9 protein-coding genes are annotated in these 13,342 nt (G+C 69.3%); 1 reads left to right on the top strand and 8 read right to left on the bottom strand.

The window, feature by feature from the left end; all coding sequences use genetic code 11:
• Nucleotides 1-122: 122 nt before the first annotated feature.
• Complete coding sequence (proB, locus tag IH68_RS0114465) at nucleotides 123-1,229, bottom strand: glutamate 5-kinase (RefSeq protein ID WP_030934269.1); 1,107 nt, start codon at nucleotides 1,227-1,229, stop codon at nucleotides 123-125.
• 213 nt (nucleotides 1,230-1,442) lie between these two features.
• On the opposite strand from proB, the gene IH68_RS0114470 reads away from it, so the two are divergent.
• Nucleotides 1,443-2,861 carry a polysaccharide pyruvyl transferase family protein gene (locus IH68_RS0114470; RefSeq protein WP_063763517.1) on the top strand — a complete coding sequence of 473 codons (1,419 nt, stop codon included), beginning with the start codon at nucleotides 1,443-1,445 and terminating at the stop codon, nucleotides 2,859-2,861.
• Between the two features lie 88 nt (nucleotides 2,862-2,949).
• Here IH68_RS0114470 and IH68_RS0114475 read toward each other — a convergent pair whose 3' ends face one another.
• From IH68_RS0114475 to obgE, 7 genes are all read right to left on the bottom strand, one after another.
• Complete coding sequence (locus IH68_RS0114475; RefSeq protein ID WP_030934274.1) at nucleotides 2,950-4,188, bottom strand: glycosyltransferase family 2 protein; 1,239 nt, start codon at nucleotides 4,186-4,188, stop codon at nucleotides 2,950-2,952.
• A 230-nt stretch (nucleotides 4,189-4,418) separates the two neighbouring features.
• The gene (locus tag IH68_RS0114480; RefSeq protein ID WP_234341342.1) at nucleotides 4,419-6,503 is read right to left on the bottom strand and encodes a hypothetical protein; all 2,085 of its coding nucleotides are present in this window, start codon (nucleotides 6,501-6,503) and stop codon (nucleotides 4,419-4,421) included.
• Nucleotides 6,504-6,683: 180 nt separating this feature from the next.
• Nucleotides 6,684-8,180, bottom strand: coding sequence for a bifunctional cytidylyltransferase/SDR family oxidoreductase (locus IH68_RS0114485; RefSeq protein ID WP_030934277.1), 1,497 nt, complete (start codon nucleotides 8,178-8,180; stop codon nucleotides 6,684-6,686).
• A gap of 183 nt (nucleotides 8,181-8,363) precedes the next feature.
• Nucleotides 8,364-9,533, bottom strand: coding sequence for a hypothetical protein (locus IH68_RS0114490; protein WP_030934278.1), 1,170 nt, complete (start codon nucleotides 9,531-9,533; stop codon nucleotides 8,364-8,366).
• Nucleotides 9,534-9,619: 86 nt separating this feature from the next.
• Nucleotides 9,620-11,170 (bottom strand): alkaline phosphatase D family protein, encoded by a 1,551-nt coding sequence (locus IH68_RS0114495; RefSeq protein ID WP_030934279.1) that lies wholly within the window; start codon nucleotides 11,168-11,170, stop codon nucleotides 9,620-9,622.
• Nucleotides 11,171-11,387: 217 nt separating this feature from the next.
• Nucleotides 11,388-11,639, bottom strand: a complete 252-nt coding sequence (locus IH68_RS0114500) for a hypothetical protein (RefSeq protein ID WP_159403677.1) — start codon at nucleotides 11,637-11,639, stop codon at nucleotides 11,388-11,390.
• Nucleotides 11,640-11,805: 166 nt separating this feature from the next.
• A complete protein-coding gene (obgE, locus tag IH68_RS0114505; RefSeq protein ID WP_030934283.1) occupies nucleotides 11,806-13,248 on the bottom strand; it encodes a GTPase ObgE in 1,443 nt (480 codons plus the stop codon).
• Between the last annotated feature and the right edge of the window lie 94 nt (nucleotides 13,249-13,342).

Here is a 13,342-nt window from a genome sequence, read left to right on the forward strand (position 1 = left end):
GCCCCCACGCCCGCCCCCGGGAGAAAACGCCAACCAGCAGCCCCGGCGCCCTCCCCCCGGGAGAAAGCAGGAGCCGGGGTCCCGAGGGTTGCCCGCGGGAGGATGCAGCCGCCTGGAGTGCGTCAGGGATGCAGGAGCACCAGGTCGTCGCGGTGGATGACCTCGCGCTCGTAGGCCGGGCCCAGTTCGCGGGCCAGTTCCCGGGTGGAGCGGCCGAGCAGTTGGGGGATCTCCTTGGCATCGAAGTTCACGAGGCCGCGGGCCACCGCGCGCCCCTCGGCGTCCCGCAGCTCGACCGGGTCCCCGGCGACGAACTCGCCCTCCACGGCGGCGATCCCGGCCGGCAGCAGCGACTTGCGCCGCTCGACGACCGCCCGCACCGCCCCGTCGTCCAGCGTGAGGGAGCCCTGCGGGGTGGACGCGTGCTGCAGCCACAGCAGCCGGTCGGCGGAGCGCTTGCCGGCGGGGTGGAAGTAGGTGCCGGTGTCACCGCCGTGCAGGGCCTCGGCGGCGTGGATCGCACTGGTCAGGACGACGGGAATGCCGGCGGCGGCCGCGATCCTGGCCGCCTCGACCTTGGTGACCATGCCACCGGTGCCGACGCCGGCCTTGCCCGCGCTGCCGATCTCGACGTGCGCGAGGTCCTCGGGCCCGCGTACCTCGGCTATCCGCGAGGTGCCGGGCTTGCTCGGATCGCCGTCGTACACGCCGTCGACGTCGGACAGCAGCACCAGCAGGTCGGCGTGGACCAGGTGGGCGACGAGGGCGGCCAGGCGGTCGTTGTCGCCGAAGCGGATCTCGTCGGTGGCGACGGTGTCGTTCTCGTTGACGATCGGGAACGCGCCCATCGCGAGCAGTTTGTCGAGGGTGCGGGAGGCGTTGCGGTGGTGGGCGCGGCGGCTCATGTCGTCGGAGGTGAGCAGCACCTGGCCGACCCGGACGCCGTAGCGGGCGAAGGAGGCGGTGTAACGGGCGACGAGAAGGCCCTGGCCGACGCTGGCCGCGGCCTGCTGACGCGCGAGGTCCTTGGGGCGGCGGCGCAGGCCCAGCGGTGCGAGCCCCGCGGCGATGGCGCCGGAGGAGACCAGGACGATCTCCTTCTCCCCGCCGCTGCGGCTCTTGGCGAGGACGTCGACGAGCGCGTCGACCCGGTCGGCGTCCAGACCGCCGGACGCGGTGGTCAGCGACGAGGAACCCACCTTGACGACGATCCTGCGGGCCTCGCTCACGGCCTGCCTTGCCCCTGCCACCTTGTTCTTCCGTCCCCTCGCACGCTCAGGCTCCCCCGCCCGGCAATCTACGCGAAGGGGACCGTGCCCCGCGCGCCGGTCCAGTCTCCGGACAGGCGCCACGTAATCATTTGCTCACGCGTTGCATACGGCAAAAAGGTTGCACTGGTTGCGTATAGAAAACAAAGCCCAGGTAAATCTAACTTGAACGCTGTGCCACCTAAAGATCGCCCTGAAGTCCGCCGCACCAAGCGCATACTCCTGCGCTCCGGGAAGAGCCCGTACGACGTCTTTCCGGTCGAGGAGGCCCTCCACCAGGACGTCATCGCCACCAACTCCGGCAATCTGATCTTCAGTGACGCCTCCCACAAGATCCTCGAGACTCCCGGTACCGAGATCGTCTCGAACGGCATTCGGACCGATGTGGCGGCGGCGGGCCGGATCAACGAGGAGTACGACGCCTTCGTCGTACCGCTGGCCAATGCCTTCCGGCCGTCGTTCGAGCCGCAGCTGAAGCGGCTGACGCGGCTGATCAGCAGGCTGCGGATCCCGGTCGTGGTGCTGGGCATAGGCGCGCAGGCGGGGCTGAGCTACAACGCGGCGCGGCTGAAGCCGATGGAGCAGTCGGTGCGCGAGTTCGTCTCCGCGGTGCTCGACCGCAGCGCCTCGATCGGGGTGCGGGGCGAGTTCACCGAGAAGTACCTCAAGGACCTGGGGTTCAGCGATGTAGAGGTCATCGGCTGCCCGTCCCTTTTCCTCCACGGCAAGGAACTCGCCGTACACAAGCGGGCGCCGGAGCTGACCCCCCGCTCCCGGATCGCGGTCAACGGCTCGCACAGCGCGGTGCAGAAGCAGGGCCTGGACAAGGTCATCGACCGCGCGCACGCCCGCTATCCGCACCTGACGTTCATCGGCCAGAACCTCAGCGACGCGCGCCAGTTGCACTGGCGGGACCTGTCCCACCCGAACGCGGCGGTGACGGCGATCCCGACCCACCCGGACCATCCGATGTACCGGGAGGACAAGGTCCGGGTCTACATCGACCCGGTGACCTGGATCGACGATCTGCGGGGCTACGACTTCTCGTTCGGCTCCCGCATCCACGGCAATATCGCGGCGCTGCTCGCGGGCACGCCCGCCACCGTACTGTGCGGCGACTCGCGGACCCTGGAGCTGTGCCGCTACTTCGACATCCCGCACCGCCGCCTCGACAGGCTGCCCCCGGATCTCGACCCGGCGCAGCTGTACGAGGAGGCCGACTTCAGCGGCCTGGCCGGCGGCCATCCGGAGCGCTTCGAGCGGTTCACGGCGTTCCTGGACCGAAACGGCCTGGAGAACACGTTCACGCACGGCGACGGCGGCGCGGCCTTCGAGGCACGTATGCGCTCGCTGGCCTTCCCGGCCGGCGTCCGCCCCTGGAACGACGCCGATCTGGCCTCGCTCACCTCACGCTTCGGCTGGCTGCAGAGCCGTATCAGCGAACTGTCGCTGGACAACGCCCAGTTGAAGCGTGAGCTGGAGCGGGGCGCCGCCAAGGCCGGCACGGCGGGCTCGTCGGCGTCCGTCTACCGGCGGGCCCGGCGGGTGGTGGGGCGGCCGATCCGACGGGCGCTGCAGTCCGGCAGGCAATAGCGCCTGCTCCCCCCACTCCGTGGGATGTGCCGCGGCGGCGGAGCCGCAAATGGATACAGCCCCGCGCCCCCGCCGGATCTCCCAGCCGTCAGGCCGCCGCTGCGGTCCCACCCGGGGTTCGTGTCCCGCCCCCGCCCGCTCGTGCCTTCAGTACCCGGCGCGCCTTCCGTACCGCCCGCTTCAGGACCGAGCCGGCGGAGTGTTCGCGGTAGCCGTGGAAGGCCCGGGCCTCGCGGGGTGCGGCGAGGTAGACCGAGTCGGGTATGGCGGCCTTCGCCTCGCGGAAGTGCGGGTAGACCAGGTAGACCGCCCGGCCCTTCTTCTCCAGGAGGGCCGCCGCCTGCTTCTTCGCCTTCACGAACTCCACGACAGGGACGAGGAGTTCGGGCTGCTGCTCGGCGACCAGGTGCAGCCGCAGCCGCTCCTCGACCTTGAGGCGGCTTGCGACGCCCTCGCTCCAGAACTCCTCCATCAGCGGCTTCGCCAGCTCGAACTTGTGCCGTCGCACCTTCTCGCTGTCCGTGAGGTACTTCGGGCCGAACTGCGGCAGCAGCGTGATCAGGAAGGGGCGGACCAGGAGCATGTCGCGCTTGTCCCCGGCGGGGACGAGTTCGGCGATCAGGTTCATGAGGGCGCGCGCGGAGTCGAACCGCAGGGTGTAGCCCCCGCTCTTCGTGACGTGCTTGCCGTCCTCGCGGCCCACCAGGTAGTAGCAGGTGTAGTCGGCGAGCACGGAGACGCCGTTCGCCCGCAGATACGCCTCCATCGTGAACAGCGCGTCCTCGCCGGTCCACAGGGACTCGTCGAAGCGCATGCCGTGCCGCTCCAGGAACTCACGGCGGAACAGCTTCTGCGCGCTCAGCGTGAACTTGATGTTGGAGGAGTAGACGTCGGTGCGGTCGAGGGTCTTGCCCCACATCGACTGCGGCGGCTTGCGGTTGATGCCCTCGACGCGGCCGAGGACCACGTCCGTGCCGTTGCGGTCGGCCATCGCGACCATGCGCTCCAGGGCCTCGGGACCGAGCCGGTCGTCGGCGTCGAGGAAGAAGACATAGCGACCGGCGGCCTTGCCCAGGCCGACGTTGCGCGGGCCGCTGGGGCCGCCGGAGTTGTCCTGCCTGATCACGGTGACCGACATCGCCACGCGGGCCGCGAACCCCTCCAGGTACTCCCCCGACCCGTCGGTGGAGCCGTCGTCCACCGCGATGACCTCGATGCGCTCCGGGTCGATGGTCTGTGCCTCGACGGACGCCAGGCACTCGACCAGATACGGCATCGCTTCGTACGCCCCGATGACGACGCTCACATCAGGCTGCGTCACGGTCACTATTTCCCCCTCGTCAACGGGATATTTCCCCCGTATCGCCTCATTCGCTACTTGGAAGACGGCCGGCCCGGGCAAGCGGTTGCCCTATGACCGGGTTTTCGTGACTCAGTTCACATGGCGAACGGACAGGTACGGACACATGAACGTACGTAAGAGGGCCCGGTTTTCGAGGATCACTCCTCGAAAACCGGGCCCTTCTCACCCGTTTCACACCGCGGGCGGCGGCCTTTTCACGCGGTGGGCGGCTTCGCCGACAGCGCGTCCGACAGTTCGTCCGCGCCGGGGGTCCCGGCCGCGACGGCCCTGGACTCCTGGCCGAGGTTGCGGGTGTCGGCCTTGAGCGTCAGGTTCGCCACCGCGGTGTTGAACTGCTCGATGGACGTCGGGTCGTCCGGGCCGAGCAGGTACTGCTTCAGCTCCTTGCGGTCCTCCGCCAGGGCGTCGGCGGCCGGGTCGCGGACCGCGGCCAGCAGTTCGCCCAGTTCCGCGGCGCTGTTGGAGAGGATCACCGCGGCGCGCACGGCGGTGTTCTGCCGCTTGAACTCCTCGACCCCCAGCTCGGCGGAGTCCGTGACCGCGTACGGCTTGCCGCTCGCGATGAAGTCGGAGACCACGCTGGAGATGTCGGAGACCATCGCGTCGGAGACGTTGAAGCAGTCGTACAGGCGCGGCTCGGCGCCCGTGATGACGCGGTGCTCCCAGGCGGAGAAGGAGCGCCAGTACGCGTCGTTCCACTCGGCCCGCAGCCGGGCGATCTCTTCGTGCTTGGCGACGTCGACCACGCCGTCACGGGTGGCCTCGGCCTCGTCGCCCCGGTCGTTCGCGGCGCCGGACAGCTCGGCGAGGCGGGCCTCGACACGGGCGAGTTCGGCCCTGGCCTTCGTCTGCTCGGCCGCGTCGGCGGTGAAGCGGGAGTCGGCGGCACGGGCGGCGGCGGCCTTCTCGACCAGCGCGACGATGCGACGGTGCGCGGCGCCGGCCTCCTTGCTGACGGTGCCGGTGAACGGGTGCGCCTTGTAGAGGACGCGGACCGGCGGGTCGGCCTTCACCAGCCTCTTCACGATGTTCTCGCCCGCGAGCACGAGCGAGGTGTTGCCCGGGTCGCCGTCCCAGCCCTCCCAGGTCGGCGCGTACAGCACCGTGGGGATCCGTCCCTCCGACACACCCTGCCACCCCTGGATCGGCGCCAGCTGCGGGCGGCCGACCTCCACGATGTCTTCGTCGCGGACGCCGACATCGGCTATGGCATAGCGGTCGCGGCCGGCACGGCCCGCGGTCCACACCTCGTCGTACACCTTGCTGAACGGGTTCACGCTGGCGAGCTTGTCGCTGTCGCCGTGGCCGATGAAGACGTGCTTCATGGTGGGGACGCGCAGCAGGTGGATGTTCTTGCCGACGTTCGCCGCGTACAGCGCCACGCGCACGTTGCTGAGGTCCATGTTCATCAGGTGCACACCGCCGGGCACGCAGATGACGGGGGCCGTGGTGGGCGCCAGGTTGGCCAGGATGACCCGCTCGCGCAGGATGACCAGCGGCTTGGAGCCGAGCTGCTCCATCGTCTCCAGCCACATGTTGACCTGGTACGCGGAGTCCTTGGAGCCCGAGAAGTACAGAACCGTCTCCGGCTTGTACTCCCGCAGCCAGTCGTCGACGGCCGCCAGCACCTTCTCGGCGTTCGGCGGGACCTTGTTGCCGCGGACGTACGGCACCAGTGCGAGGACGTACAGGCAGCCCAGGAAGATGGTGATGCCGATGCCGATGAAGCCCGGCACGGACGACTCCATGGCCGCGGCGACCAGAATGCCCGCGACGGCCGCGAGGTCGAGGTGGAGCATCTTCTCGGCCGAACGGTTCAGCAGCACGCGCGGCGGCGCGTCCGGGATGCGGATGCGCGAGGCCAGGTCGACGTTGCGGGTGGCGACCGGCATCCGGCGGCGGTTGCGGATCAGGGTGACCAGGGCGCCGTGCGGGGCCTGGAGGCCGTAGAAGGCGATGAAGCAGGCGACCGCGCCGTAGTAGATCAGGTTGTCCGCGAGGGACAGCCGGGCCAGCAGCAGGATCAGCAGCAGCTCTCGGATCAGGAAGCGGATCGAGAGGCCGGCGCGGACCTTGCTGAGCCGGTTGACGAGGTAGCTGCCCTTGCGGTGCAGATAGTGGTCCGCCAGGTACGTCACGGCGGCCGCTGCCGCGAAGGCGTAGACGCTCGGGACGAGCGCGGCCACCATGATCGCCGGGAAGCCCAGCATCATGAGGACCGCCGCGGCCAGCTCGGCCGCGCTGCCCACCCGGGCGACGCGAATAGCGGTGGATATCACGGAGAACCTGCTCTGAGAGGGGGAGTGCCGGTTTTGTTCTGGAGTGCGCAGGATTTGTGGCAATTCGATGGGAATTCGTCGGGTGTACGGATTCAGGCCCCTGCGAGCACCCGGTCAATACACTGCATTGACACCGGAAAGCAGAGGCCTGAATAACGGAAGACTAATTCCCGTCGATTATTACACGCCGTCCTGTCGGTCAAGCACCGAGGCCAGCGCCTGCTCGAAGCCGGAGGCCTTGGCCGCGCCCGCCGTCGGGTCCTGCTGGCGGACGTCGATGACATGGCCGGTCAGCTCGGACAGCAGCACGTCCAGCGAGGTGCGGGCCACGGCCTCGGAGGAGAGCAGGGAACCCTCGGGCTCCTGGCCGAAGGCCTTGGTGCGCATGGGCGTCGCGGTGCGCTCCGGGTTGACGCAGTTGACGCGGATGCCGTCACCGGCCCACTCGTCGGACAGGGCCTGGGTGAGGTTCACCATGGCGGCCTTGGTCGAGGAGTAGAGGCTGTACTCGGCACGGCCGCGGGTGTAGCTGCTGGAGGTGTACAGCAGCAGCTGGCCCTTGGTCTCCGCCAGGTACTTGTACGCGGAACGAGCGATCTGCACCGGGGCCAGGTAGTTGACCTTCAGCGCCTCCTCGATGGTCGCGTTGTCGGTCTCGGCCAGCTTGCCGATGCGCAGCACGCCCGCGGTGTTGACGACGTAGTCGATCCGGCCGGTCTCCGCGTACGCCTTGGACAGCGCGTCGTCGACCTCCTCCGGGTTCTCCACGTGCGTGCCGGTGGTGGAGCGGCCCAGCGCGTACACCTTGGAGCCGTAGGACTCGGCGAGTTCGGCGATGTCCTTGCCGATGCCGTACGAGCCGCCGAAGATCACGACCGTCTTGCCGGTCAGCAGCTCGCGGTAGGCCTCCTCGCTCACCTGTTCGGGCGCGGCCGTGGAGGCGAGCTGGAACAGCTTGTCGGCGATGAAGACGTCGACCGGCTGGGTGACCTTCATGTTGTACTCGTCGCCCGCGACGACGTGGATCGGCACGTCCGGCAGGTACTTCAGTACGACGGAGCAGTCGTCCGTGGCCTGGAAGTTGGGGTCGCCGGCCGCGACCTCGTAGGCGCGCTTGATCGTGGACAGCTTGAAGGCCTGCGGGGTCTGGCCGCGGCGCAGCCGGGAGCGGTCCGGGATCTCGGTGATGAACTCGCCGTCCTCGCCGTGCGTGCGCGTCACGATGATGGTGTCCGCGGACGGGATGGCGACGTCGACGGCCTGGTAGCGCTCCAGCGCGACCACGCAGTCGTCGATCACGCGCTGCGCGAGCAGGGGGCGTACGGCATCGTGGAACAGGACGTTGAGGTCCTCGCCCTCGGCCAGGCCCTCGCCGAGGGCCTCGATGGCGCGCTCGGTCGTTTCGTTCCGGGTCGAGCCGCCCTCGATGATCTTCTTGACCTTCTTGAACCCGGCCTTGGCGACGATCTTCTCGACGTCGGGCACGTATCCCGGCGCCATCAGCACGATGACGTCGTCGATCGAGTCGGCCTTCTCGAAGGTGGTCAGGGTGTGCTCGATGACTGCCTTGCCGGCGATCTTCAGCAGCTGCTTGGGGATCGAAAGACCCACACGCTGGCCGGTACCGCCGGCCAGGACGACTGCGGTGGTACGGGGCTTGGCTATGTGCTGGGACACAGAGGACCTACCTTGGGGCGACAGGGAACGCGGAAATGGTCCCACTTGCGGTTACCGCTGTGCAAGGTGAGCGCCGTTCGCTGCATATGTGCGCGCTACCTGTCATTCACCTGGCACTGCTGGTGACGGTGGGACCGCCTCCCTCAGCTCCCTCGGAATTGCTGTGAGTAACTGCACAGGGGTTCAGTGCCGCCGCAGCTTCTTCAGGCAGCGGTGGCCGAGCACCTTCACGAGTTCCACAGAAGGCGTCTGATGAACCGTGCGGGCCTTGGCCGGGGTGCTGTGCCGCACCGGCACCGCGGCGGCCGCGGCGAGGGCGCCGTAGAGGGCCTGGGCGGCCACCTCGGGATCGATGCGCGGCTCGCGGGGCCCCTGACCGGAGGACGTGGGCACGGCGGACAGCAACGCCGGATCGCCGAGGACCCGTACGCCCGTATGAGCGATGCGGTCAACCATCTCGGCGCCGATCCCGGCGGCGGCCTCCACCGCCCACTGCGGTGTCGGGATCTTCACGTCCTGCGGCGTCGGGCTGCACGCGTTCTTCATATGCATGACCGCGCCGTTGCGAACGAGCGTGGAATACAGCTCGTCCGGCAGTCCATTGCCCCGGAATTCCCTATTAAGATTCCGCAGCATTTCGGTCTCGGCGAGGGTAAGGGATCGATTCGCCGTGTCCGGAACGGGCTGCAGGAGATTCTCCGGCAGCCCCAGCAGCGCCTCGAAGGTGCGCATCAGTCCGCCCCGGTCCCGGTCGTCCACCACGGCGACGGTGACCCGCTCCGGCCCGACCGCCCGCGCCCACCGCTCCACCAGCCGGTCGTGCCGGTGCCGGCGCCAGAAGCTGGGGGTGGGCTGCTCGTAGGGCGCCTTCTTCAGCATGTGCCCGAGCCAGTCCTCGTAGCCCGTCCGCAGTCCGTTCTGCACGTACTGCTGCCACTGCGAGGGCATGATCTTCGTCAGCGGGCGCAGGGTGACGAGGATGTGCACGCGGTCCCCGCCGAGCTGCTCGACGATCCGCCCGATCGTGTCGTCGCCCTCGGCGTCGGCGAAGAACTCGCTGCTGACCACCAAGGTGCGCCCGTCGGTGGCGTGCACCTGCTGCAGCAGCTTCGTCCAGTGCCGGTCGGTGGGCACGGTGTCGCCCATCATCGCGGGCCGCGCGCAGGCGGCCAGCGCGGCCTCCATGGGGTGCCGGGTGTGGCCGGGGAACTCGACGCCGTGCGCGGGCAGTCGGTCCTTCGCGGCGAACAGCGCACCCTGGATCGAGGTCGTCCCGGTTTTGTGCGGGCCGATGTGCAGCAGCCGGGTGCCGTGCGGCAGCGGCGCGGGGGTGGTCGTGCAGTCCGTCTCCATGGTCAACGGACGGTAAGAGACTTACCTGGGACTTACCTGAGAGCCCCGTGGGACTCCGGTGAGTCCCACGGGGCCGGTGCGGACCGTCAGACCAGCCGCACGCCGGGTTCGCCCGATTCCACCCGCAGCCGCGCCAGCGTGCTCGCCGTCGCCGTCGGCTGCCGGACCGTGTCCACCACCCTCACCTGAGCGTCGATGCCGTCGCGGTCGATGTCGAAGAGGTGGTAGCCGCGGTGGGCGTCGATCAGCTTCCAGTGCGGGTTGTCCGGCATCCGGGGGTCCCACTCGGCATGGAAGGCGGCCTGGTCCTGGTCGCCGTTGCTGGAGATGGACGTACCGACGAACTCGGCGCCGACGACGTCGGAGTCCGGGTCGCCGTAGTCCGTCCTGAGGTCGCTGATCATCGTGAGGTGGCGGTCGCCGCTGAACACGACCGGGTTGCGGATGTCGGCGAAGTCCTCGAGCAGGGCGTTGCGTTCGGCCTGGTAGCCGTCCCAGGCGTCGTAGTACCAGAGCTTGCCCTCGCCGATCTGCAGATCGGTCTCGGCCATCATTATCTGCGAGGCGATCAGGTTCCAGCGGGCCGGCGAGTCCTGCAGCCCGTCCAGGAGCCACTCCTTCTGCTCCGCGCCGAGCATCGTGAGCGCCGGGTTCTCGGCGGCCGCCTGGCTGGTCACCTGGTCGCTGCGGAACTGCCGGGTGTCCAGGACGTTCAGACGGGCGAGACGGCCGAACTCCAGCCGCCGGTACATCTGGATGTGCGGGCCGTTCGGGATCGCGGAGGCACGGACCGGCATGTGCTCGTAGTACGCCTGGAAGGCCGCCGTCAGCCGGGCCACGAACGCGTCGTGCGACTGCTTGTCGGGGTCCTGCGGGATCTCCCCGGCCCAGTCGTTGTCGACCTCGTGGTCGTCGAAGGTGACCACCCAGGGAGTGTTCGCGTGCATCGCGGCGAGGTCGGGGTCGGTCTTGTACTGCGCGTACCGGTTGCGGTACTGCTCCAGGGTGTACGGCTCCCCCGTGCCCTCGTGCCTGCGCACGCCCGTGGACGACGGCGTGGACTCGTAGATGTAGTCGCCGACGAACAGAACGACGTCGGGGTCCTGGTCCAGCATGTCGGCGTACGGCGTGAAATAGCCGTGCTGCCAGTTCTGGCAGGAGGCGAGAGCGACACGCAGCGAGCCACCCCGGCTGTGCGGGTGCGGGGCGGTGCGGGTGCGGCCGACGGGCGAGATCTGGCCGCTCGTGCGGAAGCGGTACCAGTACGAGCGGTCCGGGCGCAGGCCCCGTACGTCCACGTGAACGCTGTGCCCGTACTCGGGCCGGGCCTGGGCGACGCCCCGGCGCACGGGCTTTCTGAACCGCTCGTCCTCGGCCATCTCCCACTCCACCGGCACCGCGGTGTCCGGCATGCCGCCGCCGTTCAGGGGATCGGGGGCGAGCCGGGTCCACAGCACGATGCCGTCGGGCAGCGGGTCGCCGGAGGCGATGCCGAGGCTGAACACGCCGTCGGGCAGGGTGGCTTCGGCCGCGCGTGCAGTGCCCGGAAGCCAGAGCTGGGCGGACGCGGCGGCGCCGAGGACGGCGGCACCGGCGGTCAGAAAGCGGCGTCGGTCGGGCGAGATTGCTCCGGTCATCGCGAACTCCCCTGTCTCGCAAGCCTCTTGGACACGTGAAAGCTCACGCAGCCGGGCGGTCCACCCGCTGAACGGAGGCCTTCGCGTGCATGACAAATGGGCAGACAACAGAAGACCCGTTGCGACACGGGAACAACACGACGAACGTGATTTTGCCGCAACGGGCCTTACATGCCCTCAATTGACACTGGGCAGGAGGCTGTTCGGTGAGCGAAGTTCAAGCCGAGTCCGGAGTCGGCCGCGAACGTGCCGAGGGCGCGCAGACGGCGCCGTCGAAAACGTTTTCGCCCGGTGGGCGCACGTAGAGCTCGGCACGGCCGTTCTGGTCGGTGTCGACCAGGACGGTGCTGCGCCCGAAGAAGTCGTTCTGCTCGGCGGTGCCCGGCACGCCCGCGGTGTTCTGGTCGAAGGCCACGGCACCGGCACAGGTCCCGGTGAGCCCGGACGCGCCGCCCTTCAACACGGTCACCTGACCGGCCGCCGCCACACTGCCGATGAGTGAGGGGCCCTCAACGACGTGGCACGTCTCCCGGCGGCAACTACCTCCAGCCCGTCCGGCGTTTGAGGACGAGGCCGTTCAGGCCGACCGGGGCCTGGGGGCGGAGCCCCCAGACGGCACCAATCCCGCGGAGCGCCTACTCACCGAAGGGTTCGAAGCCCCCGTACTCCCGGAGGGCCTCGTCCCGCTCCGCGTCCCGGTCGCGACGCCGCTGCGCCGCAGGCCTGGGCGCCTCGAACCGGTGGTCCTCACCGCGACGGCCCAGCATCTCCGCCCCGGCCATCACCGTCGGCTCCCAGTCGAAGACGACGGCGTTCTCCTCGGGTCCGATGGCGACACCGTCGCCCGACCGGGCCCCCGCCTTCATCAACTCCTCTTCCACACCGAGGCGGTTGAGGCGGTCCGCGAGATAGCCCACGGCCTCGTCGTTGCTGAAGTCGGTCTGCCGCACCCAGCGCTCGGGCTTCTCGCCCCGCACCCGGAACAGCCCGTCGTCCTCGCGGGTCACCGTGAAGCCGGTGTCGTCGACGGCCTTGGGCCGGATGACGATCCGCGTCGCCTCCTCCTTCGGCTTCGCGGCGCGCGCCTTCGCCACCACGTCGGCCAGCGCGAACGACAGTTCCTTCAGCCCGAGATGAGCGACGGCCGACACCTCGAAGACCCGGTACCCGCGCGCCTCCAGATCCGGCCGCACCATCTCGGCGAGGTCCTTGCCGTCCGGTACGTCGATCTTGTTCAGTACGACCATCCGCGGCCGCCGGTCGAGCCCGCCGTACTGCTTCAGCTCCTCCTCGATGACATCGAGGTCGGAGACGGGGTCCCGCTCGGACTCCAGCGTCGCCGTGTCCAGCACATGCACCAGCACACTGCACCGCTCGACGTGCCGCAGGAACTCCAGCCCCAGCCCCTTGCCCTGGCTGGCGCCCGGGATCAGCCCCGGCACATCCGCGATGGTGTACACGGTGGAACCGGCCGTCACGACACCCAGGTTGGGGACGAGGGTCGTGAACGGGTAGTCGGCGATCTTCGGCTTGGCGGCCGACAGCACCGAGATCAGCGAGGACTTACCGGCACTCGGGTACCCCACCAGCGCCACGTCCGCGACCGTCTTCAGCTCCAGGACGATGTCCTGCAGATCGCCGGGGACGCCGAGCAGCGCGAACCCCGGCGCCTTGCGCCGCGCCGAGGCGAGCGCCGCGTTGCCGAGCCCGCCGCGGCCGCCCTGCGCAGCGACGTACGAGGTGCCGTGTCCGACCAGGTCGGCGAGCACATTGCCGGCCTTGTCGAGGACGACGGTGCCGTCCGGCACGGGCAGCACGAGGTCCTGGCCGTCCTTGCCCGACCGGTTGCCGCCCTCACCGGGCTTGCCGTTGGTGGCCTTGCGGTGCGGGGAGTGGTGGTAGTCGAGAAGAGTCGTCACGGACTGGTCGACGGTGAGGATGACGTCACCGCCGCGCCCGCCGTTGCCGCCGTCGGGTCCGCCGAGCGGCTTGAACTTCTCACGGTGGACGGAGGCACAGCCGTGGCCTCCGTTACCCGCGGCGACGTGCAGTTCGACGCGGTCCACGAAGGTGGTCATGGTTGGTGCCTCCAGTTACGTACGGGTGTTACTCATGTCAACACGCGAAAGGCGGACCCGCCTTCCCACACGGGAAGTGAGGTCCGCCTCGCGA

It is taken from the genome of Streptomyces sp. NRRL S-646 (genome assembly GCF_000720765.1).
Lineage (GTDB): Bacteria > Actinomycetota > Actinomycetes > Streptomycetales > Streptomycetaceae > Streptomyces.